This window comes from Limosilactobacillus agrestimuris (genome assembly GCF_943193105.1).
GTDB lineage: Bacteria > Bacillota > Bacilli > Lactobacillales > Lactobacillaceae > Limosilactobacillus > Limosilactobacillus agrestimuris.
The window spans coordinates 72,862-99,134 of sequence record NZ_CALPCW010000002.1 but is presented as its reverse complement, the minus strand read 5'-3'; the positions used below and the strand labels follow the sequence as shown (position 1 = coordinate 99,134).

Here is a 26,273-nt window from a genome sequence, read left to right as displayed (position 1 = left end):
ACGGTATATTTATGCCAAAATTTCATAGTACTTAAAAAGCTTCAAAGTTGGTTTTCAATACTTTGAAGCCTTTTTATGTACTTGTTATAAATTTAGTGTAAACTAAACATTTGTTCGATTTATTATGGTAAAATTAAAACAAAATTTACGTGAAAAGGATGGAACACCGTGGGAACTTTAGGCTTTGTTTTAGGTACGCGAACAATGGATCATGAACAAGTAATGGTTGACCAGCTAGCTGATCAAATGAAAAATGCAGTTGCAGAAGATCGTTTCTTCTACCTAGTTCCTAACCATATTAAGTTTGAAACGGAAATAAATGTTTTAGCAGGATTACGGAAACGGGCTGGTTTTGGTGATGATCAACGATTTGCGTCTGAGAGACTTCAGGTTTTGTCATTTAGCCGGTTAGCTTGGTTCCTTTTACGGGACACGCCATCATTTCAAACACCGCGAATTTCTAAAATTGGGATGACAATGCTGACATCGCAGGTTGCCCAAGACCATGCAGGTGACTTACACCTTTATGCAAGTGAAATTAAACGTCCCGGCTTTATTCAAAAGTTAACCGATCAACTAGAAGAGTTAAAGAGTGCGAATATTTCTGCGGATGATTTTTCAACGATTTTAGACCGGATTGAACAAGATCAATCTGCAGGAGCAAACCGTGTGTGGTTAACGAAGATGCGTGATGTTGAAACAATTTATCATGCTTACGAAGAGCAACTGCGAAAGAATTTCCTGGGAAATAATGAGTTATATTTGCAACTTGTCCAATATTTGCAAAGCAGTGATGAAGTTAGTCACATGCATTTCTTTGTTGATCGTTTTGCACAGTTTACAGCAAGTGAGCAACGAATAGTTGATGCTCTAGTAGAAAATGGAGCGGCAACCATGATTTCGTTAGTACTTGATCGAGGATATCCTGACCAAAATCACCCGAATCCAAGTAAAATTCCTGGTGAAAATGACTTGTTTTATTCATCTGCAATGGTGTATCGCCGTCTTTGGAAACTAGCTCAAGCAAATCCACAACGGGTTAAGTTACAACCAAATGTCTGGTTTGCTAATCAACCACGCGTAAATAGCGATCTCCAGAAGGTTGATCGTTATTTTAAACGCTATGCAGAAGGACCAATTGCAGCGGTAGAGAAGACACAATTGGCTGATCCTTCTACAGTGCAATTTTATACAATGGCTAACCGCCGTGAAGAATTAGAACGAGTTGCCACAAAAATTCGACAACTAGTTGCAAGCGGGAAGTACCGTTATCGTGATTTCTTAATCTTAACGCGACACCTTGATGGGTACCAGAATATGATTACCCCAATTTTTGCTAAGAACCAAGTGCCGGTTTTCGATGATCATGAACGGAAAATGGATCAACATCCGTTAGTAATCCTGTTGAGTACCCTCTTTAATATTGATCAGCGAGGGTACCAACTAGCAGATATAATGCAGCTGCTGAAAACTTGGCTGCTGGTTCCCCGTACAACAACGGGTGATTTAATGTCAATTCGGGACTTTCAAGAGGCGGTTTTTGTTACTGAAAATTGGTGCTTGAAACAAGCGATCAGAGGAAAGCAAGCCTGGATAAGTGAGAAAAGAGCATCAGAACTTTGGAATGCTAAGGATAGTGAGTCGTCAGACGCGGGAGAGCCTTCATCACGAGTGGCTAAGTTAAACCAACAATTAATTATTGTTCGTAACTATGTCGCTAAGACGCTTGTTCCATTCTTAGATCAGTTAAAAAAGGCTACTTCAGGGCGAGAATTAGCAACACTGCTTTTTAACTTCTTACAGCAAAATGGGGTTACAGAACGGCTTTATCAATGGCAGCAATACCAGAGTACCCGGGACCTTGATCTTGCCCGCCAGCCCCAACAGGTTTGGGAAAAGTTCTGCCAGATATTACAGGAATATGTTGAAATTCTTGGAGAAGATCGGCTGAATGAAGATAATATTGATAATTATCTCGAAAAATTTAACGAGATTATCCAGGCTGGCTTTTCAGCGGCTCAGTATTCTCAGATCCCAGCAACCTTGGATCAAGTTGTTATCTCTGAAACTGGAATTGTTCAAAGTCAAAATAAAAAAGTTGTCTTCATGCTCGGATCAACTGATGACGTAATGCCCGAAGTTCGAGAGAATGAAGGCTTATTGACGGATCAGGATAAGCAAATTTTGGCTCCGTATCTTGATGCTGATTACCAATACTTACCAGCTGATACGGTAACTGAATTGAATAATGAGCCTTTTATCCACTATTTAGGGATGCTTTCTGCTAAGCAAAAACTAATTTTTACGGCACCCCAGGCAACAAATGACGATAAGGAGTTAACTATTTCGCCGTATATGCGTGATTTAGCAGCTTATCTCCAACAGCCAATTGTTAATTCACCATTAGTAACTAGTAAAGCTGGTTTGGCGAATCCCCAACAGTTTATTAGTAGTCCAGAGGCTAGTTTAAGTCAGTTAGTCCGTGTTGGACGTCAAGCTCGTGACGAACAAAGAGTGCGTAAGGCCCCTGCTAAATTGCCAGCATCTTGGAGAAGAGTTGAACGTGATCTGATTTTATTGTCCAGACAGTGGCAAGCAAGCTCAGACTTAGCTGAACGAGCATTAGGAGAAAAGCTACAGCAACGTCTTGAGTTAGTGGCTCAAGGGTTTAATTACCATAATGTTGTTGACAATATTGGAGCAACCTTGGCCCAGGCGTTATATCTTCATGTAACTCCAGATAAGGGTAAACAGCAAGCTCTGTATGCTTCAATTTCACAATTACAAAACTTCTATGTTAACCAGTACGAGTACTTCCTAAAATACGGCCTTCGTCTAAAAAAACGGGATCGGCTTGAGATGTCCCCTGATCGAATCGGGACGTTCTTCCATAAGGCAATGGAAACTTTTATTAATAGTACTCACCAACAACAAGCTGATTTGAAAGAACTAGCAGCTGACCCAGAAAAATTAAAGGGATTTATTAACGAAGCACTACAAGAAGCTGAGAAAAATCAACCTGATTTGATTCGCTTAGCAGAGTTATCAGCCCAGGCAGAATTTCAGTATCGCCAACTAAGAACGATCGTTACGACAATGCTTGAAACAATGTGTCAACAATCACAGTATACTAAGGCTCAGCCATTTAAGACCGAAGCACAATTTGGGCGAATTGGAGCCTTAAACCAGGCAAACCTTAAAGCTCTCGATTATCCATTAGCTTCTGGGAACCGCATCTATCTTCGTGGCCGGATTGACCGGATTGATCGCCTACCTAAGGATCAACTAATGGATCTGTCAAATCCAAGCGACTTTCTCACTGTGGTTGACTATAAGTCGAGTAACCGAACATTTGACCTTACTTCAGCTTATTACGGAATATCGCTCCAGTTATTGACCTACCTAAATGGTCTTCAAAGCAACCTTCAAGAACTGGGTGAACCAACTGCGCAACTTGCTGGTGCATTGTACTTACACTTGAGTAATCCAAAGTTTGACTGGAAACGAAATCAGCATAAAGATTTGGAAGAACTTCAGTTAAGTTCTCATGAATATAAGGGAATTCTCTTAAATGAGCCAGCAGTTCTGGATTCGCTTGACCAGAAACTCCAAGATAACCAGTCGGTCTTATACCCGTTGAAGGTTACTAAAAAGAGTAGCATTTCCGCTAAGAAGGATGCATTATTAGTAACTCCCGATCAGCTGCAATGGCTTCAGAACTGGAATAAACAGTTAATTATTGAAGCTGGAAACAAGATCCTTGAAGGACAAGTTAAGCTGAACCCTTACAGGTTAATTGAGGGAAGCAAACGTTCAACAGGATTAGATTATAGTGACTTTAAGGATATCTACCAATTTGATAACATGCTTGATCAGCAACGTTACCGCCAACTTGATCCAAAAAAGGCTAAAGAGGAATTTGATAATGCAAATAAAGAAGGAGGTAGTAAGAATTAATGGCAGATTTTAATCCAACACCAAGTCAACGCCAAGCGATTAATGACCGTGGAGAAAATATCCTTGTTTCAGCTTCCGCTGGGTCAGGAAAAACTGCAGTCTTGGTTCAGCGAGCCATTAAATTAATCAAAGAGGGAGTTCATATTGATCGGATGTTAATGGTAACCTTCACGGATGCCGCAGCGAAGAGTATGCGAGATAAGATTCGTGAAGCCCTTCAGGAAGCCATTCATCAACCCGTACATAACGCGGAAGAGCAGCGACAACAGCGTCAAATGGCGAATGAAATTAATCGTTTAGCAACTGCAGATATCAGTACGATCCATGCATTCTGTTTGAAACTGATTAAACGCTACTATTATTTAATTCATCTTGATCCGCAATTTAGGTTATTAACGGATGATACTGAGCGGCTTCTTCTCCAGGAGGAAGTTTGGCAACAAGTTAGCGAAAAACTTTATAGTACGTCACTTGACCATGAAACTGAACTAAAGGCAAACTTTAGTGAACTAGTTACTAACTTTTCTGGTGACCGTGATGCGCAGGGATTAGATGAACTTGTACTCAAGTTATATGAAACAGCAAACGCTCAACCAGAACCAGAAAAATGGTTACAAGAACTAGCTAGTAATTATTTCCTGGGAAATGATCACATTACAAACACCGAATTTTATCAAGAACAATTAAAGCCAGTTGTTAAGGAAAATCTAGAACAATTAGTAAATGATTATGGTGAGTTAGCAATCCGGATGGCTGATCTTGGTTATGACAAACCGGCAGAAATTATTAAGGGTGATCAGGAAAAGATTAGGAACTTGATCGCTAGTTTAGATCAAGAAAAGTGGGGAGACATTCGAGCCGCCTTTCAAGAAATTAAATATGCCCGGATGAGTGGGGGAGCAAAGAAAAAAGATCCAGAATACCAAACATATCAATCATTAATTAAAACCCGAAATGGCTTAAAAGACCGTTTGAAGTCCCTAACAGCAGATTATTTTGAATATGATGAACCGCGCTTACGGAAAATTACTGATCAATCAGCCAAGATCATCAATGAATTATCTGCAGTTACAATTAAGTTTTCAAAGGCATATCAACAGGCTAAGCTAAATCGTCATGTCCTTGAATTTAGTGACTTGGAACATTATGCCTACCAGATCTTAACCCCACCTGCTGATCAACATGATTGGGTAACACTAGTTAAGGAGTTACGAGAACATTATCAAGAAATCATGATTGATGAATATCAGGATACGAACCCGCTTCAGGAAAAGATATTGATGCAGTTAACCAGTCCCGAACGGCAAAACCTCTTTATGGTGGGGGATGTAAAACAGTCGATTTACCGTTTTCGTGAAGCCGACCCAACCCTCTTTTTGAGCAAATATAAGAATTATCGTCAGGAAAAGGGTGGTGAATCAATAGTTCTTGCTGAAAACTTCCGCTCAATGAAAAATGTCACTAGTTTCACAAATCTCTTGTTTGAGCAGTTAATGGATCACCAAGTTGGGGAAATTGATTATGATCAGGACGCGCATTTAAAGTATGCGGCAACCTATTATGATGAAAATCCGGATAATGAGGTTAAACCTGCTGAAGTACTACTTTATGACGCCAATGTTGATCCGTCGATGCCCCAAGAGGACGACAAGTTAACTGGTGAATTGCGGATGGTTGCCATGCGGATTAAACAAATGGTAACGAACCAAGAATTAATTTACGATAAGCAATCAAAACAAATGCGTCCTGTTCAATATAGAGATATTGTCCTCCTGGAACGAACGAAGAACATTAATAATACCTTGATGGAACAATTCAATGAATTAGAAGTCCCACTGACCGTTCATGATGTAGAGAGTTATTTCCAAGCAACTGAAGTTCGTGTAATGATGTCGTTATTGAAGGTAATTGACAATCCAAAACAAGATATTCCTCTAGTAGCGGTTCTCCGTTCACCAATCGTTGGCCTCAGTAACAAGGAATTAGCGTTTATCCGCCTTCAAGATCGCCGGGCAGATTTCTATACAGCATTGATGGTGTGTCAAAATAATTTTGAAAATCATCGTCTTCAACATTCATCAGCGTTGAATGCGGAACAATTGACCCGCCTTCAGCACAAACTTACAAGGTTCATTGAACAACTGACCGAATTTCGCCAGGTAGCCCAGCAACAGACTCTTGTTGATTTGATTTGGCGAATTTACCATGAGACGGGTTACTTGGATTATGTTGGCGCGATGCCGGGTGGTCAACAGCGACAGGCTAACCTCCATGCCCTATACGAACGGGCACATACTTATGAGCAGAGTAGCTTTAAGGGCCTTTACCAGTTCACCCGTTTTATTGAAAAAATGCAGGAGCATGATCAGGATCTCGGGGTGGCCCCGACACAGTTAGATGCCGATGCAGTTAATGTGATGACGATCCATGGGAGTAAGGGCCTTCAGTTTTCGGTTGTCTTTCTAATTAATACGAATCATCACTTTAATAATGCGGCAGTTCGTGAAAATGCAGTTGTGGATCCAAATTCTGGGATTGGAATTAAGATGATGGATAAGCAGCGGTTTGTTTACGATACACCACAGCGACAGGTGATTTTGAATAATATCCAGCAAGGTGAGCGAGCAGAAGATTTACGGGTCCTCTATGTTGCGTTAACCCGGGCCGAACAACGATTAATTGTTACGGCGTCATTTAATGAGAGCCGTAAGGGGCAAAAATTAGTTGAAGCATGGAATGGTTGGCAAAGAGCCTTCCAAAGTGATCAACAGTTGATTGGAGCTCAATTACGGATCGCCGCTAAGTCCTTTATTGATTGGATTGGATTAGCACTTGCGCGGTATCCAAAACAGTTTGCTGCTTCACGATTAAGTATTCCGGGTAAATCCATAGAAGATAAGGGAGTAGTCCTTGAGCCAAGTCCCCTTGATACGGGAAAAGGCTTTGCTGGGATGTCCGCCTCACCATCATTTATTGCACGAACTTATACTGCTGCTGACGTTGAGCGAGAACTAGAGGCTATTACTAAGTCAGTTGATTTGCCTGCTGAGGATCCCCAATCAATCAAGTCCTTGTCGGTAGATGATATCAACCAAGTTCTTGCTTTCCGTTACCCGTACGAGGTAGCAACAAAGACAACGGCCTATCAATCAGTTACGGATGTTAAACGAGTTTTCGAGGATCCTGATAACCGCGAAATGGGTCAATGGGACTATGAACAACAGCAGAAAGTAAAAAATCGTGGTCTTTACTTAAAGAACGACTTCACGACTCCTCAATTTATCCAGCAAGATGATCAGTCACCGGCCGCAACAGAGATTGGGACAGCTACTCACTTAGTATTCCAAAAGTTACCGCTGGATGGTGAGCCACTAACGGTTGAACGAGTTCATAAAGAGATTCAACAGTTAGTGAAAGAGCACCTGATTAATCCTGCTGTTGCCACTCGAATAAATGAAGAAGGAATTGCAACTTTCTTTCAGACAGATCCTGGCCAACAAGTATTGTTAAATGGTCAAAATTACCATCGTGAGGAACCATTTGCGATGATAATGAATGGTCACGAACTCTTTAAAGAAGTTCAGGCAAAAGATGACGAACGAATTCTAATTCACGGGATTATTGACGGTTATTTAGAAACACCTGAGGGGATAATCCTGATTGATTACAAGACCGATCATGTTGATCCGCAATATCGTGAATTTGAATTGACTAAGATTACTAGTCGTTATCGTGGACAACTAGAGCTATATCGGCAAGCTTTAAATATTATGAAGCCGGTTCCAGTTGTCCAGATGGGGCTTTACCTGGTAGAATTAGGGAAGTTTATTTCATTTAAAATCGAGGGACGGCCCTAATGGTAACAATTAAAGACATTGCAAAGCAGGCGGGAGTATCCGTTTCGACAGCATCGCGGGCGTTGAATGATAACCCACGGATTAGTAAGGAAACTCGGGAAAAGATCAAAAAAATTGCTGTTGCAGCGGGATACCAACCTAATTACACGGCACGGAATCTTACCCGTGGTGTATCAAATATGGTTGGGTTAATCTTTCCTGTAACGGAGGATACTGCACCGGCTAACCCGTTTCATATTGATCTGATGCGGGGAGTTAGTTCAGCTCTTCAACCGTTACACTACGAGATGGTAGTAGCGATAGCACCAACTCAAGAAGAGCTACTTGAAGAGGTTCGTTCAATGGTTGATCAGTCTAAGGTCCATAACTTCCTAGTCTTTTATGCCATGAAAAATGATCCGATAACAGCCTACTTGCGAAAGAATGACCTTAATTTTGTAATCATTGGTCATCCAACTGATCATCATCCCGATCGCTTTGTGGATAATGACAATGTTGCAGCGGGAAAGATTGCGACCGAGCAATTGCTTAAAACTCATCAACTCTCTCATCCTGCCTTTCTTGAATCCACTAATCCCTGGATGTTTGAGCGGGAACGAAGTAAGGGCTATGAAGAATGTATGCAGGAGCAAGGATTAAAAGGAATTGTCTGGCAGTTAGAAACTAATGCAGATTCCTTAGATAACTTTCTTGAGGAATATTCCGAGACTGATGGCTTACTGTTTTCGGATGATTTATTATTTGTACGATTTTCTAATGAACTCCAAAGACGGTCACTTCCAGTATTTTGCTTTAACAACAGTCGGTTGATGGGGATGTTAACAAATAGTGATGGTCGGATTGACCTCCAACCTCGTGAACTGGGTCGTGAAGCGGTCAGACTACTTTTTAACCCTAAAAAGCAGCACAGTTATATTGCATTTAAAATTAATTAATAAATAGAAGAAGCTGAAATCATTGGTATTTCGGCTTTTTTGTTTGTTATAAAGGAAAACCCTTTCAAAATTTTGTGCAAACGGTTGCGCAAATCTTCAGAATCTGTTATATTATTACTTGTAAAAACATGAAGCGCTTTCATGAAAAATATTACTTTAAGATATTTAGGGGTGTAATAAATGAGTCAAGAAAAGCCAGCGGGCGCAGGCTTGCCAACACTCTCCAGAAGCACGATTTGGATGATCAACTTCGGTTTCTTGGGTGTACAGACTGCCTTCACCTTACAAAGTTCACAAATGAGTCGGATTTTCCAAACTATTGGTGCGGATCCAAATAATTTGGGATGGTTCTTTATTTTGCCACCATTGATGGGATTGGTTGTTCAACCAATTGTCGGTTACTATTCAGACCGTACTTGGGCACCAAAGCTCGGTGGTCGGCGTCTTCCATACCTTCTTTTAGGGATGATTGTCGCTGTTATTGTTATGTTGCTATTGCCAAACTCTGGTAGTTTTGGATTTGGTTATGGGTCACTAGCCGCTTTGTGGTTTGGTGCAATTACTGTTGCCTTCCTTGATTTGTCATCCAACGTTGCCATGCAACCATTCAAGATGATGGTTGGGGACATGGTTAACGATGACCAAAAGAGTTATGCATACGGTATTCAAAGTTTCTTGTCAAACACCGGTGCCGTTTTGGCCGCTATTTTCCCATTCCTCTTCACTTGGTTTGGTGTTAAGAACATTGCTCCTAAGGGTGTTGTTCCTGATTCTGTTAAAGTTGCCTTCTATGTTGGTGCTGCCTTATTGATTGTTACTAGTCTCTTTACTGTTTTCCGGGTTCATGAATATGACCCAGCAACTTATGCTAAGTACCACGGTATTACTGAAGAAGATAACAAGGAAGGTGGAAACTGGTTCACCTTACTTAAGACTGCTCCTAAGGCATTCTGGACGGTAACACTTGTTCAATTCTTCTGCTGGTTTGCATTCCAATACCTCTGGACATACTCAGCTGGTGCGATTGCTAAGAACGTTTGGGATACTACTAATGCTACTTCCGCTGGTTACCAAGCTGCTGGTAACTGGTACGGTGTTTTAGCTGCTGTCCAATCAATTGCCGCTGTTATTTGGTCATACGTTTTGGCCAAGGTTCCTAACAAGTACCACAAGTTCGGCTACGCTGGTAGTTTACTTCTTGGTGCATTTGGATTTATCTCTGTCTTCTTTATTCATGATCAATGGACATTGATTATTTCATACATTCTTGTCGGAATCGCATGGGCTGGTATGAACACTTACCCATTAACCATTGTTACTAACGCATTGTCTGGTAAGCACATGGGGACCTACCTTGGGCTCTTCAATGGTTCAATTTGTTTGCCACAGATTGTTGCCTCATTGCTTAGTTTCGCATTGTTCCCACTCTTTGGTCACTCACAAGTTAACATGTTTATCCTTGGAGGAATTGTGTTAGCTCTTGGTGCCCTTTCAGTTGGTACGATTAAGGAAACTTACGCTGAATAAGGCGGATAAGCTGAATAATAAAGTAAATTAAACTAGAATAGGACTGTGACGAGTATTAGCTGCAGCCCTATTGTATAAAGAAGGAAGGAATTGAAATTATGAAACAAACATTTGAAATTGCTCCATGGCATGTTGCCACTCATAAGTGGGATCCTGAAGATAAGCGTCTTCAAGAATCAATGACTAGTTTAGCTAACGAAAATCTGGGTATGCGTGGCTTCTTTGAAGAAGGATACTCAGGCGATCATATGCAAGGTGTATACCTTGGTGGTGTTTGGTTCCCAGACAAGACTCGTGTTGGTTGGTGGAAGAACGGTTATCCAAAGTACTTTGGTAAAATGATCAACGCGGTTAACTTCATGAAGTTAATTATCAAAGTTAACGGTGAACAACTAGACCTCGCCAAGCAAACACCAAAGGACTTCAAGCTTGATCTTGATATGAAGCGCGGTGTCCTCGAACGTGAATTTACTGTTGAAATTGGTGGTACTGAAATGTACTTCAACTTCGAACGGTTCGTAAGTGCAACCCAAAAGGAATTAGTTGGTCAACGTCTCCATATTAAGAACCGTGGTACTGGTGATGCTAAGGTTGAAATTACTAGTATGATCGATGCCGATGTTTACAATGAAGATGCCAACTATGATGAACAATTCTGGAATGTTCTTGGCAAGTCTGCTAATGGTGAACATGCCGAATTGACTTCAATGACCAAGAAGAATGATTTCGGTACACCACAATTTACTGTTGGTATGAAGACCACTACTAAGACTAACCTTGACCACGTTGGTGACGGTACTGACGAAAAGGATGCCTACAACACCTTTGCTGGAACTGTTGCAGCTGGTAAGGAAGTTAACTTTGAAAAGCGGAGTGTCATCGTAACTTCACGTGATTTCGATTCTCAAGAAGCAATTGAAAAGCACCTTGATGAATTAACTGAAAAACTTGATGCTCAAAGCTTCGACGACCTTCTTGAACCACATATCCAAGAATGGGCAGATCGTTGGGTTAAGTCAGATGTTGAAATTGATGGTGATGACGGTGCTCAACAAGGTATTCGTTTCAACCTCTTCCAACTCTTCTCTACTTACTACGGTAAGGATTACCGGCTTAACATTAGTCCAAAAGGATTCACTGGTGAAAAGTACGGTGGTGCTACTTATTGGGATACTGAAGCTTACTGTATTCCGGTTTACCTTGGGGTTGCTAATCCAGAAGTTGCCCGTAACTTGTTAATGTACCGTTACAAGCAATTAGATGGTGCCTTTGTTAACGCTAAGCAACAAGGCCTTGATGGTGCATTGTTCCCAATGGTTACCTTTAACGGGATTGAATGCCACAACGAATGGGAAATTACCTTCGAAGAAATTCACCGTAACGGTGACATTGCCTATGCTATTTACCTTTACACTAAGTACACTGGCGACAAATCATACGTTCTTAATGAAGGTGCAGAAGTCTTAACTGAAATTTCCCGTTTCTGGGCAGATCGTGTTCACTATTCACAAAACAAGAACAAGTACATGCTTCATGCCGTAACTGGTCCTGATGAATATGACAACAACGTTAACAACGACTGGTACACTAACTTACTTTGCCGTTGGACTCTTAAGTACACTCTTGAAGTCTTGGATGAAGTTGACGACAAGGTTGCCAAGAAGCTTAACGTTTCTGAAGACGAAAAGCGTCGTTGGAAGGGAATCGTTGATAACATGTACCTTCCATACGATAAGGAACGTGATATCTTCCCAGAAAATGATGGCTTCATGGACAAGGACTTAACACCAGTTTCTGAAATTCCAAGTGACCAATTACCACTTAACCAACACTGGTCATGGGACCGGATTTTACGTTCTCCATACGTAAAGCAAGGGGACGTTATCCAAGGGCTCTGGGACTTCATCGATGACTTTACTAAAGAACAAAAGAAGAACAACTTTGACTTCTATGAACAATACACTGTTCACGAATCAAGTCTTTCCGCTTCTGTTTACTCAATTATCGCTGCTGATATTGGTTACGAAGACAAGGCTGTTGAGTTATACGAACGTTCAGCACGGCTTGACCTTGATAACTACAACAATGATACTTCTGATGGGCTCCACATCACTTCAATGACTGGTTCATGGCTTGATATTGTTCAAGGATTTGCTGGAATGCGGGTTCGTGATAACCAATTACACTATGCACCATTCCTTCCTAAGAAGTGGAACTCATACCAATTCCGTCAAATGTTCCGTGGTCGGATCTTGAAGGTTAAGGTTGATAAGCACGGTACTAAGATTGATTTAGTATCAGGTGACCCAATCACCATTGATCTTGACGGTAAGAAACTTGAATTAAAGTAATTACTGGAGGAATTTCAAGAATGAAGTTTGAAGATTTGAAAGGTTTTGCTTTTGACCTTGATGGTGTGATTGCTGATACGGCTCGTTTTCATGGTCAAGCTTGGCACCAACTTGCTGATAAAGTTGGCACCAAGTGGACTCCTGAACTTGCTGATAGTTTGAAGGGTGTTAGCCGGATGGATTCATTAGAATTAATCCTTAAGACTGGTGGCCACGAAAATGACTATACCCAAGAAGAAAAGGAAGCATTGGCAACCGAAAAGAACGATAACTACATTAAATTGGTTGAAACTTTAACGCCTGTTGATATTCTTCCGGGAATGAAGGACTTCTTGGATGAATTGAAGGCAAATAATTACCACATTGTTTTAGCCTCAGCTTCCAAGAATGCTCCAAAGGTATTAAAGTACTTACAAATTACTGACTACTTTGAAGGAATTGTGGATCCCGCTAAATTGACTCATGGTAAGCCAGATCCAGAAATCTACAGTGAAGCAGCCAAGTTGATGAACCTTCCTGCTGGCCAAGTTGCTGGACTAGAAGATGCCCAAGCAGGAATCGAATCAATTAATCGGGCGGGCGAACTTTCCATTGGCTTCGGCGCAGAATTAAAGGACGCCGACGTTAAGTTCGCTAATACTGCTGATGTTTCACTAGCAGCTATTAAGGCACAAATGAACTAAATTTCTAACTCTTTATCAAATGAATAACGTAATTTATTAGTTTGGTTAATAGTTGAAAAAAGAATGGAGATTACCGGCTCTGTTCTTGTTAAAAAGTGAATATCATTATGCAAAGGACGTTAAGCTTTGGAATGAAGCTTAACGTCCTTTTAGCTAATGGTTAATTTTAAATTGGTTGTTCAAGATTTAAGGCAAAATAGTTCATCAATGAACTTAATAATCTTTAGTATTATGGATTAAATATTGCCATCAGTTTCTTAAACCGGTATATTATTAAAAAATAATGAGAAATTTCTAAGGATGGGATAGCGATGTTTAGTCAAATTGGCCAACTAATTTTTGATAATGAAGCTGTTGCAAAAACTCAGGATTTTACAATGGGACTTGAAATTGAAATGCAACGGGTAGATGAAAATGGCAATATTAGTCAAGAACCGTATCCAGCTGCTATCGGGGATGAGAAGACAAATCCGTGGATTACTAATGATTTCTTGGAAACAATGTCTGAAACGGTAACGCCATCTGCACAGCACGCTCTTGATGCGATGCATTATCTGTATGTTATTAATAATGCATTACGTTCAGCTCTGGCTCCGGGAGAATTGTTATGGCCGTTATCAATGCCACCACGTTTACCTAAGGATAAGAGAAAATTACGTCTTGCTAAGATGGGCCCTGAGAAAGAAGCATATTTAAAAGAATGGGCAAAGCGGCATGGCTATTCACAAGGTACCCCATGTGGCGCCCATATTAATTTAAGTATTGATCGACATATTATCACGCTAGTCCAGAAAAATTTTCCAAAAAAGTTTCGGGATGAACGAGAAGTTCGAAATTATCTCTATACAGTACTAGCACAAGGATTTGTTCGGTATCGGTGGTTTATTACCTACTTGTTTGGTGCAAGTCCAATTGCGGAAGAGAATTATTTTGAAAATGGAAAGGGACCAGCTCATCCGTTACGCAGTATTCGGCAAAGCAAGTATGGGTTTGGGACGAAATTTACGGGTGATTTTACAAATCTTGACCGCTATATTTCACGAATTGAAAAGGGCGTTAAGGATGGTATTTTGACGTCAGATTATGAATTCCATGGTTCTGTCCGGTTTAAAGGTAACCGGAACTTGAAGGATCTCCCCAAAAATGGAATTGAATACCTTGAACTGCGAATGTTGGATCTGGACCCAAGTAGTTCAGTAGGAATTCGTACCGGGACACTACGCTTTATCCGGTTACTTGCTAGCTACTTTATTATGCATCCAGGATTAAACGATGATGATGTTAATGATATTTTGAAAAATGCTGACCGAATGAACGAAGTAGTTGCCGAGGAGGATCCGCGACAACCATGTACTTATCAAGCAACCGCACGGGCCCTTATTAAGAGTCTCGAACGTTACGCAAACCAGATCCAATTAGGACCAGAATATGCTGAAGTACTGGAAGATTTAGAAGACCGGGTCGAAAATCCTCTAACGACGCCAAGCGCAAAGTTACTAAACTATGTAAAAGGTGACTCACTAACGGAATATGCACTTCGGAGAGCTAAACGTTACCAAGCAGCTGCTCAGGAATCAATTAACCCGTTTAAAGGCTTTGAAGATAAAAAGATCTACACAGCTGATGAGTTACGAAAAGCTCTGAGTTAGTTTAGAGTTGATAGCAAAAGTTACTTTATAAGCATAAATAGAGCTCCAAAGTTCGGTATTACCGATCTTTGGAGCTCATTATGTTTTATATTTCAAGCTAAATGGTAGCTAATGTATTAAGCTTATTACTTTTGCGCACGGTGAATTAAGTCGGCAAAGAGTGCTTGAGAATAGTCGTAGTGTTTGAACATGTTTTCTGGATGCCATTGAACGGCAAGGACCCGATCATTATCGATTGATTCAATTGCTTCAGGGATCTGATCATCAGCCCGTGCGGTAACTCTAAGGGTATTTCCGATTTGATTTAAGGCTTGATGGTGACGAGAGTTAACGTAAGGTCGCGTCCCAACCAGGGTAAAGATTCGACTATCCTGTTCAACATTGACGTGATGAGAGGGAAAGTTGCCGGGAGCATCCTGTGAATGCTTGAGTGTTTGTCGAGGGTCTTCTGAGAGGTCTTGAAAGATAGTTCCGCCGAGGGCAACGTTAATTATCTGCATTCCTCGACAGATTCCCATTAAAGCCTTATTAGCTTTTAGGGCGGCCCTTACAAGCGCAACTTCAAATTGATCACGTTTGAAGTACGTTGGTCCCAGTTTTTGGTGGGGTTCTTCCCCATAAAAAGTTGGATCAACGTCACTTCCACCAGCAAAAATAATTCCATCAAATAAGTCAAGATAGTTTGGGATAAGTTTTGGATCCACACTGGGGAAGATCACGGGGAGCCCTCCTGATTTTAGGACTGCTTCAATTAACGGTCGTGGGGCAAAAGCTGCATTTCGTTCGTTGATGATGTTTGTCGCTTCAGTTAAAGTGTCAGCTGGAATAGCAATTCGTGGTTTCATATTTAGTCTCCTAATTTTTTAATAGCATTATAATAGAATTTTAATAGAGAGGAAAGGAGAATTAAAAAACTACTCAAAAAAAGAAAAAACTATATAATAGTAAGTGAGGAAGAAGTGAATAATTTGATCGAATTAACAAGTATTAACTCAAAACTAAATTTAAGTAACGGTACCCAAATTCCATGTGTGGGTTACGGAACTTTCCGAACACCCGCTAATGTAGCCGAGAAGGCAGTTGCAGATGCAATCAAGGTTGGGTATCGGCATATTGATACAGCAGCCGTATATGGGAACGAAGAGGCGGTTGGTAAAGGAATTAAAGATTCAGGAATCGACCGGAAGGACCTCTTTGTCACCAGTAAATTGTGGAATGATAGCCGCGGTTACGACTCAACCAAGAAAGCTTTCCAGGAAACGTTGGATCGTCTCCAAATGGATTATTTAGACCTCTACCTGATTCACTGGCCAGCAAACCAAAAGCAGTTTGGAACAAAAGCAAGTGAGATCAACGCTGAAACTTGGCGGGCCATGGAAGATTTGTACAATGAGGGGAAGATTAAGGCAATCGGATTAAGTAACTTTATGCCTCACCACATTGTTGAACTTATGAAGACGGCTAAAGTTGCCCCTGCAGTTGATCAAATTGAGGTTCACCCAGGTTGGCCGCATACTGAACAGGTAAAGTACCTTCAAGCTCATAACATTCTTGTGGAAGCTTGGGCTCCGCTTGGTGGTCAGGGAGCACATGTAATGACGAACCCAACAATTCTGCAAATTGCTGACAAGTATGGTAAAACAGCTGCTCAAGTTTGTTTACGGTGGATTATTCAACAGGGAATTGTCCCACTACCAAAGTCAGTTCATGAAAACCGGATGATCCAAAATAAGGAAATTTTTGATTTTTCATTAGCCGATGATGAAATGAAGAAGATTAGCTTATTGACTAACCTTGGTGGTCAATGTGCTGATCCAGATGAAGCAGATTTCTAAAGTGCCATAATTGAAAAGATCCCAGAGTTTGAGTATTTCGAGCTTTGGGATCTTTTTAACTTTGCTTATCGACCGTTTGTTCGATAAAATGCTATAATAAATAAAAATAGTAAGGGAGCGCCGTTGATGGCAGGTCAGCAAAGAATCTATATTGCAATTGATTTGAAGTCTTTTTATGCTTCCGTTGAGTGTATCGCTCACCACTTGAATCCATTAAATGCTAATTTAGTGGTTGCAGATAGCTCACGGACGAATAAAACAATTTGTCTAGCTGTTTCGCCAGCATTGAAGCAGTTTGGCGTTCCTGGACGTCCCCGACTTTACGAAGTTCAACAAATCGTTGACCGAATTAATAGGGAGCGGGCAAAGAAGGCTACCTGTCATCACTTATCCAAACATAGTTCAATTTACCGGGGAAAGTTATTAAAGTCACCTAACTTACGGGTAGGCTTTCGAATCGTTTCACCACGGATGCAATTTTACATGGAGCGCAGTGCAGAAGTTTATGGGATCTATTTGCGCTTTATTAAGCCTGAAAATATCCACGTTTATTCGATTGATGAGGTGATGATGGATGTTACAGATTACCTTGTTGAACATCAGGTCTCGCCACACACGTTAGCCAAGCAGATTATCCAACAGATCCAGTTAGAAACGGGTCTTACCGCAACAGCCGGGATCGGGACCAATCTCTACCTTGCAAAGGTGGCAATGGATATTGTGGCTAAAAGGATCCCAGCTGATCAAGATGGTGTCCGGATTGCACAAATGAATGAATACCAATACCGACGATATCTCTGGGCTCACCAACCACTAACAGATTTTTGGCGAGTTGGCCGTGGCTATACTAAGAGGTTAGAGAAGTTAGGCTTACACACGATGGGAGACATTGCCCGTTGTTCAATTGGTAAGTTATCGGATCAATTAAATGAAGAGGTCCTATACCGCGAGTTTGGAAAAAATGCCGAACTATTAATTGATCACGCCTGGGGACACGAGACAGCGACGATTGCCGATATAAAGAATTACCATTCCGAAGAACACGGCATCTATTCTAGCCAGGTCCTGATGAAACCATATAAGTACCGTGAGGGATTGGCGGCTGCTCTGGGGATGGTTGATTCAGTTGCTTTAACCATGGTAAAACGTCATGTTGTGAGTGCTGATTTTGGGATTGTTATCCATTATGATCCACAAAACCTCCAGTATGCACCAAACTACCAGGGACCAGTAGTAGAGGACTTTTATGGACGGAGAACCGCTAAACCAAGTCACGCGCATCAGAAACTAGAATTGCCGACAGCTTCAAGCTCAGAATTGCGCCAGATTTATAAACAACTATACGAGAAGTGTGTTAATCCGCACCTCCTGATAAGGAAAATAACGTTAATTTCGACTCATATGGTGGATGAAGAGGTTGCGGCTAAAACGGCTCGCTTTAAACAGACTAACCTTTTTGAAGATCCCCAAAAAGAAATTAGGCAAGAAAGAACTGCAGCAATCAAACGGCAACGGGATCAAAAACTCCAAGCAACAATCCTTAAACTACAACAAAAACTTGGTGATAAGAATGTTATTCTTCACCTGGGAGATTTGCGAAAAGGATCAACAACGAAGGAACGAAATGACCAAATTGGGGGACACCGGGCATAATGATAGATGAAAAGAAAATAATTGAACAAAAATTATTTAGCGACACTTCTCGGTATAATGACATTATTAATCGTCCTTACCAACCATCAAAGGGACATTTACCAATGCCTCGCTCTGATCGTGCTGGGCAGTTCGCGCCCTTTGCTGCCTTAACGGGATTTGGCAATTTGATCCAAAAAAAGGCTGAAATATACACTCATAAAAAATATCTCTCGGCAAGCGCGGAACGTCGGATCATAAAGAAACTTCAAATGTTAGCCGGGACAAAAAGCACGGTTACTATTAACTACTTTAATGATGAGGTCGGGCTTTACGAAGAATTCCGGGATCAGGTATCAACCGTTAAAGTTGAACGGGGAAAAGTTTTCTTTAATCAGCGACCAGCAATTGCGATTGCTAATATTAAGGAAGTTCGTTAATTATAGGTGCTGTATAATAGTGGAGATGCATGTAGTAGGAGTTTGTTAAAGAGGGAGTAACTTTGAGAGTAATTTGGCGTAATCTCTGTCAATATTCAAGAAATTTTTGGCAGCATTGGGTGTCATTTATTATTTTGTTTGTAGGGATGGATCTAGCTAACCAGCTGGTCTTCATCCCAATTTTTCGGTTAACGGCAACCTATATTTTACAAGCTGGAGGAATACCGTTTATTTCTTACCAGAATATCGGGATATTAATAACTCAACATACCCTGGTTGTAATTGGTTTGTTAATCGAATTAATTCTCTTACTGTTGGTAATTTATTGGCAGTTTGCATTTCTTTTATTAGGACTACGCTTAATTTTAGGTGGTCAGATTAGCCTTAAGCGGTTACTGAAGGAATCTTGGTTAGCAATGCAAAATATTCGACCAGGATCCCCTCCGTTACTGCTTCTTTACTTTATTCTAGTTCTTCCGTTTGTGGATCTTGTATTTCGCACACCATTATTATCAAAAGTTCAAATTCCTGAATTTATCCTTGACTTCATGACACGAAATAGTGTGTTACTGACGATCTTAATTATTTTTTATATTGTCATTACGATTCTAGGGATTCGTTTGATTTTAACTTTACCATTGATAATTTATCGCCAGTACCGAACACGGCAAGCGCTAAGAGAAAGTTGGCAATTAACCAGTAAACTTAAGTGGTGGCAATATATAGAACAACTAATTGTCCTTGGATTAATTACGGTTATTATTTTGGCTCTCTTCTACTTATTAATTTACGGCTTGCAATCACTTATGGATCTATTTCCCGGGAAATTAGCGTTCATGTCGGCAATCTTTAATCTAACCTTAGTCCAAGTAGTGAGTGAACTGTTAACAATTTGGACAGGGATGATCGCCCTACAAATTGTGATTGGCCTGGTTGATGATTTTTCAGTAAGCAAAGGGCACCTAAGAAGAGTTGGCTGGTTAGGTTGGTCAACGCTTGGTATGATGGTTGTTGTCCTCGGTGGCCTAGCCATTGCTAATAATTATTACTACCTTAAAGGAACCGGGATGACACGACCTGTTACGATTTCTCACCGTGGTGTGGCAGAGAAAAATGGGGTTCAAAATACAATCCCAGCAATGAAAAAGACGCATCGACTAAAACCAACTTATATTGAGATGGATGTTCATGAAACTAAGGATCACAAGTTTGTTGTTCTCCACGATGAAAACCTTAAAGAATTAACGGGAGTCGACAAAGCACCACACGAATTGACGTTGGCTCAATTAACAAAATTGACAGCTCGCGAGAATGGTCATCAGGCTAAAATTGCTAGTCTTGATCAATACCTGAATGCTGCAGAAAAGCTTCACCAAAAATTATTGGTTGAGGTAAAAACTACCCCACAAGATTCAAAGGGGATGCTCAAACGCTTTAACCAGCAATATGGTAAGAGGATTATTAAAGATCATGATTTGGTACATTCGCTTGATTATCGTGCCGTAGCTGGTTTAAAACAACTGAATCCAAAATTGAAAGTTCTTTATATTCAGCCTTATAACTTTTCTTACCCAAAGAGTGTTGCGGATGGATATTCAATGGAATATTCAACATTAAACTTTGAATTTATTAGGCAAGCCCAACGCCAGAAAAATGATGTTTACTCTTGGACAGTTAATGATCCAAGGGTGATGAAACAAATGATGTATGATCACGTTAATGGGATTATTACTGATAACTTAGGGGAACTAAACTCAGCAATTACCGACTTCATGAATTCGAAGAGTTACGCTAACCGAATCTTGAACTTCATTTTAGTGGTTCCTAATGCTGGTGGCTTAGAACCATAGAAAATTAGTGATCCTGAGAGTCAAAAAAGAGGTTAAGTATAAATGGTATATGATTTTAAACGGGAAGAACGACATTTTTATTTACCTGGCAAACGAGTTAAGTTAGTTGATATACCGAAAATGACCTATTTAGCAGTGAGTGGCCACGGAGATCCAAACGTTGAAGGTAGCGAATATAAACAGGCAATTGCAGCACTTTATGCCGTTGCCTATACGATTAAGATGAGTAAAAAAGGCGATCATAAGATTAAGGATTATTTTGACTTCGTAGTCCCACCATTAGAAGGGCTCTGGTGGCAGGATGGTGTTGCTGACGGAATTGACTATGGGCATAAGGAAAAGTTTCAATTTATTGCCTTAATTCGGATGCCAGATTTTGTTGACCAAGCAGTTTTGAAATGGGCAATCCAGGAAGCGTCCCGCAAAAAGAAACAGGATTTTACCAACGTTAAGCTTCTCCAATTAAATGAAGGAAAGTGTGTTCAAGTAATGCATGTTGGTTCGTATGATGAACCACAGACGATTGCCAAAATGCACCAATTTATTACGAAAAATAAACTTGAAACTGACTTTAATTCTAAACGCCGTCACCACGAAATCTATTTGTCTGATCCAAGAAGGACGAAGGTGGGGAACCTTAAGACTGTTATTCGCATTCCGGTGAAAGAATAAGCAAGCCCCTAATATAAATTATGATAATTCTAATTGTTTGATTTCTGTTAATATTAAGCATTATAATGGCTTTATAATTATTAATATTTTTATGCTAAAATGGGATGATGATAATTAAGACGAAACAAAAAAGCCCCCGTAAACTTTCTTTTATGTCAATTTACTTTCTAGGAATTAACGGTGTTGTTGGTTCAGGAGCCTTCTTACTCCCACAAGAGATTTATAAAGATATGAACTTAGCGGGAGTTGGGGTAATGCTATTTGCAGCAATAACAGTAAGTTTGATTGCACTTTGCTATGCTGACTTGGCTAGTCGATTTAGTGATTCTGGAGCTGCATGGATCTATTCCTATAATGCCTTTGGTCGCTTTTGGGGGTACGAAGTAGGGATCTTTGTGTGGTTTTTAGGATGCTGCACAATGGCAGCCGAAATTGTTGCTTTTTTGACTACTTTGAAGAGTTTTATTCCAGCGTTTAATAATGATTGGCTATATTATTCGAGTGTATTTGGGATGATTATTTTCTTCTCAATTATCAACTTCTTTGGTCGAACGATTGTTAAAGCGTTCAACAATATTTCCTCAGCAGCCAAAATGTTAACAATTATTATCTTTATTGTTGTCGGGATATTCTTTATTCACTTTGCCCATTTTTCTCCAGTAATTCCCAAAGCGGCAACTACGGGAGCAATGCCATTAATTAAACACTTTGGAGCAGCCTTTAGCGTTACTTTTTACATGTTTTGTGGCTTTTCATTCATTCCGATTGCGGCTGAACAAATGAAAAATCCGGAAAGAAATATTCCACGAGTTTTAGTTGCCGTAATGTTAAGTGTAACGATTCTTTATTCTGCAATGATGGTTATTGCAATCGGGATATTAGGCTCTGCAACTTCTAAGTACACCACGCCAATTGCTCAAGCGTTTAAGGATGGAGTTGGTGAATGGGGATATGTGGTAATTATTGTAGGGATGATGATTAGTATGTTTGGAGTCGCTTTTGCGTTTTCTTTTGATACACCAACTTTAATAGCTTCATTAGCGGGCGAGCACCAAATGTTGCCTAAGTGGATAGATAAGAAAAACCGGTATGACGCACCGTGGGTTGCAATTATTTTAACTGCAATTGTTGCCGTATTTCTTGTTACCCAATCATATTTGTTTTTGGTATCTTGTATTGTATTAGCTAGCTTTGTACAGTACGTCCCATCAATCCTTGCAGTAATCAAATTTAAATATACTGGAGAGTTTCCTAACAAGGGCTTTAAGCTTCCCGGAAAATATATCATTCCGGTTGCTGCCTTGATAATTTCTGCTTACATGATTACTAACTTTACTCTGAAAACCTTGCTAGTTGCTGCGGTGGTAGCTGTCTTAGCTGCTATTTCATATTTCTTTATGAACCGTTACAATAAGGAGGAAAAAGCCGACTAACGATATCAAATGTAATAATTAGGAAGCAAGGAGCTGTGAATATCTTATACAGTTCCTTGCTTTTTAAGTTTGCTTTAGGATTTTCATATCATTAAGGGACTTTTGAAAAGATTGTTATAATGGAAGGTGTTTAGGGTATTAAAAATAATAAGGAGTGTTGATCAATGACGATCTATGGCCCTTACGAAGAAACGTTAAATAATATTCTTTTCGATGTGGAGAAACGAATTCGGCAATTAAACCAGCAAGAAATTGACAAACATCAACCAAAATTATACGAACACTTAATTGGCCGGGTAAAGACGCCGGCGAGTATGGAAGAAAAATGCCAAAGAAAAAATTACCCTTTAACGGTTGAATCTGCCTTGCGTAAGTGTCGGGATGCTGTCGGGATCCGGATAGTTTGTAATTTTATTAGTGATATCGATCGTTGCCTGGCAATTTTACGGAACGTTGATTGGTGTTCGGTCATTAAAGAAAAGGATTATATTTCAAATGCGAAGCCAAATGGTTACAGGAGCTACCATTTGATTCTGGATGTGATTGAGGATTATCGGGATGTGGATGGTCACCTGCCGGGTCATTTTTATGTAGAAATCCAGTTACGAACAATTGCAATGGACTCTTGGGCAAGTTTAGAACATGAAATAAAGTATAAGCATAATGTTAAAAATCCGGAGCGGATTGGCAAGGAACTAAAGCGCTGTGCTGATCAACTAGCATCCTGTGATATTCAAATGGAAACCATTCGGCAATTAATTCAAGAGGATTAGGTGATAGTTTAAAATGAGAATTTTACTCGCTGAAGATGAAGAACAACTGGCTCGAGTTTTAAAAATGGCCATGGAACAATCTAACTATCAGGTAGATGCCGTTAATAACGGTCAAGAGGCAGTTGAACTTTCAAAGAAAAATGCTTATGACATCATTATTTTAGACATTATGATGCCAGTAAAAGATGGAATTGAAGCCCTAAAAGAAATTCGAGCTGGTGGTGATCGGACTTATATTATGATGCTAACAGCGATGTCTGAAGAGGATGATCGCGTCAATGGGCTCGATTCCGGTGCCGACGATTATTTAACAAAGCCATTTTCACTAAAGGAATTACTTGCACGGCTCCGTTCACTTGAGAGACGGACAAACGATTATAATGATGAGAATTTAGAGTTTGCCGATTTGCACTTAGACAGTAACGAGCAGGTTCTCGAAAGTAGTAATTCAATTAGCCTTTCACGAGAAGAGACACGGATGTTAGAATACTTCATCCTTAATTCAGGAAAAAAGTTAACAACTGCCGACTTAATTAACCATGTCTGGAATGCCGGCGATAATGAAGCCGACCCGGAAGAAGTGTGGATTAATATCTGCTACTTGCGACAAAAATTGCAGTCTATTCAATCGAAAGCAAAGATTATTGGTGAAAAAGGCGGACCGTATCTCTTAAAGGGTGAGTAATCATGATTCGACACTTTCGGAAACAATTTATTATCTTTTCAACGTGTGCGTTACTCTTGGTTATTATTACAATCGTTGGGAGTATTAGTTCAGTCACTTACTTTCGGGCTCACCAAGAAGTAAATTCTATTTTGATGATCCTTAGTAAAAATGAGGGTGAGATGCCAGCACGGATGTCTCCGAGCCCCCTGCAAATATTTACGCAGCCCCAGTTTACCCGGGAAAGTCTGTCCCAGTACCGTTACTTTAGTGCGACACTTAATAAGCAAGATCAGCGGATGAAGGTTGATGATGACCATATTCTCTCTGTTTCACCAGCAGAAATTCAAAAGCTAACGCAGCAGGTTCTCAAACGTCACCGAACTCAAGGACGCGTATTTTATAAACAAACAGTATATGCTTACCGGGTAAAGGAAAATAGTAAACAGACCAATGTTGTCTTTCTTGATGAAAGCTTAATGTTATCAAAAGCGCGCGAGGTAACATACCTAGGAATTCTTTTAGGAATAGTTAGCCTTCTGCTATATACGACTGTCCTTGTCCTTTTTTCAAAATCGGCTATCCGACCAATTATTCAAGCAGAAAGGCGGCAAAAGGAGTTCATTACCAATGCCGGACATGAACTTAAGACACCGCTAAGTGTTATTTCAGCTAACACCGAAATGCAGGAATTAATGAACGGTGAAACTGATTTGACGAGGAGCACGAAAGAACAAGTTGGTCGCCTTACCAAATTGATCAATTACTTTGTCTCCATGGCTCGGCTTCAAGAACAACCACAGATGACTCTTTCGGTAATTAATGCAAGTCAAATTACTAACCAGGTTGCTGATAACTTTAAAAACGTTATCATCCAGGATGGTAAGCACTTTAAGAAGTCGGTGACTCCGGGGTTAATGATCAAGGCGGATGAACATTATTTTTACGAATTAATCAGTATCTTATTGGACAATGCAAATAAGTATTGTGATCCGCATGGTGACATTTACCTTAACTTAAGGCTTGGTAGACGGCGAAAGAACGTCCACCTTTCTGTAACCAATTCATTTGCGGCTGGAAAGGATATTGACTATCAGCGGTTCTTTGAGCGTTTCTACCGTGAGGATAAGGCCCGGACAATTAACGAAAAAAAGTCGGGTTACGGGATTGGTTTATCAATGGCCCAAAGCATTGTTAAAAACTTTGGTGGACAGATTAAGGCTAGTTATTCAAACGGCAAAATTTCGTTTATTATTACCATCAAGCGAGCCAATCAGAAGTTAATTAGTAGTAAACAGGAGGAAACGCAATGAAACTAACGGAAGCAATTAATTCTCGCCACTCGACCCGGAAGTTTACTGACCAGCCAGTTGAACAAGATGTCATTAAGAAAATTGTTCAGTTAGCTCAACGAGCACCATCATGGGTTAACTCACAGCCATGGCAGGTGTACTGCGCGATGGGTGATTCTTTAGCGCAGATAAAAACTACCTACCATAAAGAAGACCTTGCTGGAAATCATAGCCATCCGGACTTGGCAGTAATGTCACGAGATGACTGGAGTCCAGAAACACAGGAAAATATGAAGAAGTGGCGTCACGGGATAGTGCATCACTTTGCGACATTTGATGAAGCTCATGATCAAATGACGACTGCCAGTAACACCCTTTATAATTCACCTGTAATTCTTTATATTACGATTCCGCTGGCATCTCCGGACTGGTCAATTTTTGATGCCGGTGCCTTTGCGGAAAACATAATGTTAGCGGCAACGGATCAAGGTTTAAGTTCGATTCCAACTTACAATAGTGTTCGCTTTCCAGAAATTCTTCACCGACTCCTGAATGTTTCTGAAGATGAGCGCTTTATTGTAGGAATTTCACTCGGTTATGAGGATGAGTCAAGGATTAATAGTTACCGATCTGAACGCCGCCCGTTAGGTGAAGTATTGCATTTTTGCGATTAAAAATAACCCAAGACTAGTTTAGAGTAGTATAAATTACTCTGAATAAGTC

18 protein-coding genes are annotated in these 26,273 nt (G+C 40.3%); 17 read left to right on the top strand and 1 reads right to left on the bottom strand.

The genetic code is table 11. The features are described from left to right. The first annotated feature begins 168 nt into the window (after positions 1 to 168). From NFR46_RS02125 to NFR46_RS02095, 7 genes are all read left to right on the top strand, one after another. A complete protein-coding gene (locus tag NFR46_RS02125) occupies positions 169 to 3,957 on the top strand; it encodes a PD-(D/E)XK nuclease family protein (RefSeq protein WP_251574303.1) in 3,789 nt (1,262 codons plus the stop codon). Beyond that, positions 3,957 to 7,814 (top strand): helicase-exonuclease AddAB subunit AddA, encoded by a 3,858-nt coding sequence (addA, locus tag NFR46_RS02120; protein WP_251574302.1) that lies wholly within the window; start codon positions 3,957 to 3,959, stop codon positions 7,812 to 7,814. The genes NFR46_RS02125 and addA overlap by 1 nt, the downstream gene beginning before the upstream one ends. Next, a complete protein-coding gene (locus NFR46_RS02115; protein WP_251574301.1) occupies positions 7,814 to 8,749 on the top strand; it encodes a LacI family DNA-binding transcriptional regulator in 936 nt (311 codons plus the stop codon). Before addA ends, NFR46_RS02115 begins: the two co-directional genes overlap by 1 nt. 180 nt (positions 8,750 to 8,929) lie before the next feature. Next, a complete protein-coding gene (locus NFR46_RS02110; protein WP_251574300.1) occupies positions 8,930 to 10,276 on the top strand; it encodes an SLC45 family MFS transporter in 1,347 nt (448 codons plus the stop codon). Between the two features lie 98 nt (positions 10,277 to 10,374). Then, positions 10,375 to 12,627 (top strand): glycoside hydrolase family 65 protein, encoded by a 2,253-nt coding sequence (locus NFR46_RS02105; RefSeq protein ID WP_251574299.1) that lies wholly within the window; start codon positions 10,375 to 10,377, stop codon positions 12,625 to 12,627. 20 nt (positions 12,628 to 12,647) lie between these two features. Beyond that, complete coding sequence (gene pgmB, locus NFR46_RS02100; RefSeq protein ID WP_251574298.1) at positions 12,648 to 13,310, top strand: beta-phosphoglucomutase; 663 nt, start codon at positions 12,648 to 12,650, stop codon at positions 13,308 to 13,310. Between the two features lie 311 nt (positions 13,311 to 13,621). Next, positions 13,622 to 14,959 (top strand): glutamate--cysteine ligase, encoded by a 1,338-nt coding sequence (locus NFR46_RS02095; protein ID WP_251574296.1) that lies wholly within the window; start codon positions 13,622 to 13,624, stop codon positions 14,957 to 14,959. A gap of 125 nt (positions 14,960 to 15,084) precedes the next feature. Here NFR46_RS02095 and NFR46_RS02090 read toward each other — a convergent pair whose 3' ends face one another. Continuing rightward, positions 15,085 to 15,804, bottom strand: a complete 720-nt coding sequence (locus NFR46_RS02090; protein WP_251574294.1) for a gamma-glutamyl-gamma-aminobutyrate hydrolase family protein — start codon at positions 15,802 to 15,804, stop codon at positions 15,085 to 15,087. A gap of 123 nt (positions 15,805 to 15,927) precedes the next feature. Between NFR46_RS02090 and NFR46_RS02085 the strand changes: the two genes are divergently transcribed. The 10 genes from NFR46_RS02085 to NFR46_RS02040 all read left to right on the top strand — a co-directional run bounded on the left by NFR46_RS02085 (position 15,928) and on the right by NFR46_RS02040 (position 26,224). After that, positions 15,928 to 16,794, top strand: a complete 867-nt coding sequence (locus tag NFR46_RS02085; RefSeq protein ID WP_251574475.1) for an aldo/keto reductase — start codon at positions 15,928 to 15,930, stop codon at positions 16,792 to 16,794. 126 nt (positions 16,795 to 16,920) lie between these two features. After that, entirely contained in the window at positions 16,921 to 18,447 is a 1,527-nt protein-coding gene (locus tag NFR46_RS02080; RefSeq protein ID WP_251574292.1) for a Y-family DNA polymerase, read from the top strand. Further along, positions 18,447 to 18,866 (top strand): hypothetical protein, encoded by a 420-nt coding sequence (locus NFR46_RS02075; RefSeq protein WP_251574291.1) that lies wholly within the window; start codon positions 18,447 to 18,449, stop codon positions 18,864 to 18,866. The genes NFR46_RS02080 and NFR46_RS02075 overlap by 1 nt, the downstream gene beginning before the upstream one ends. 62 nt (positions 18,867 to 18,928) lie before the next feature. Further along, on the top strand, positions 18,929 to 20,716 hold the full coding sequence (locus NFR46_RS02070; protein WP_277612839.1) for a glycerophosphodiester phosphodiesterase: 1,788 nt from the start codon (positions 18,929 to 18,931) through the stop codon (positions 20,714 to 20,716). 42 nt (positions 20,717 to 20,758) lie between these two features. Further along, positions 20,759 to 21,388, top strand: coding sequence for a GyrI-like domain-containing protein (locus NFR46_RS02065; protein WP_251574289.1), 630 nt, complete (start codon positions 20,759 to 20,761; stop codon positions 21,386 to 21,388). A gap of 104 nt (positions 21,389 to 21,492) precedes the next feature. Next, on the top strand, positions 21,493 to 22,821 hold the full coding sequence (locus NFR46_RS02060; protein ID WP_251574288.1) for an APC family permease: 1,329 nt from the start codon (positions 21,493 to 21,495) through the stop codon (positions 22,819 to 22,821). Between the two features lie 164 nt (positions 22,822 to 22,985). After that, positions 22,986 to 23,594, top strand: a complete 609-nt coding sequence (locus tag NFR46_RS02055; protein ID WP_251574286.1) for a GTP pyrophosphokinase — start codon at positions 22,986 to 22,988, stop codon at positions 23,592 to 23,594. Positions 23,595 to 23,607: 13 nt separating this feature from the next. Next, complete coding sequence (locus tag NFR46_RS02050) at positions 23,608 to 24,279, top strand: response regulator transcription factor (protein WP_251574284.1); 672 nt, start codon at positions 23,608 to 23,610, stop codon at positions 24,277 to 24,279. 2 nt (positions 24,280 to 24,281) lie between these two features. Then, positions 24,282 to 25,571 carry a sensor histidine kinase gene (locus NFR46_RS02045; protein ID WP_251574282.1) on the top strand — a complete coding sequence of 430 codons (1,290 nt, stop codon included), beginning with the start codon at positions 24,282 to 24,284 and terminating at the stop codon, positions 25,569 to 25,571. Next, positions 25,568 to 26,224: a nitroreductase gene (locus NFR46_RS02040; protein ID WP_251574280.1), complete on the top strand. Its 657-nt coding sequence runs from the start codon at positions 25,568 to 25,570 to the stop codon at positions 26,222 to 26,224. Before NFR46_RS02045 ends, NFR46_RS02040 begins: the two co-directional genes overlap by 4 nt. The last annotated feature ends 49 nt before the right edge of the window (positions 26,225 to 26,273 follow it).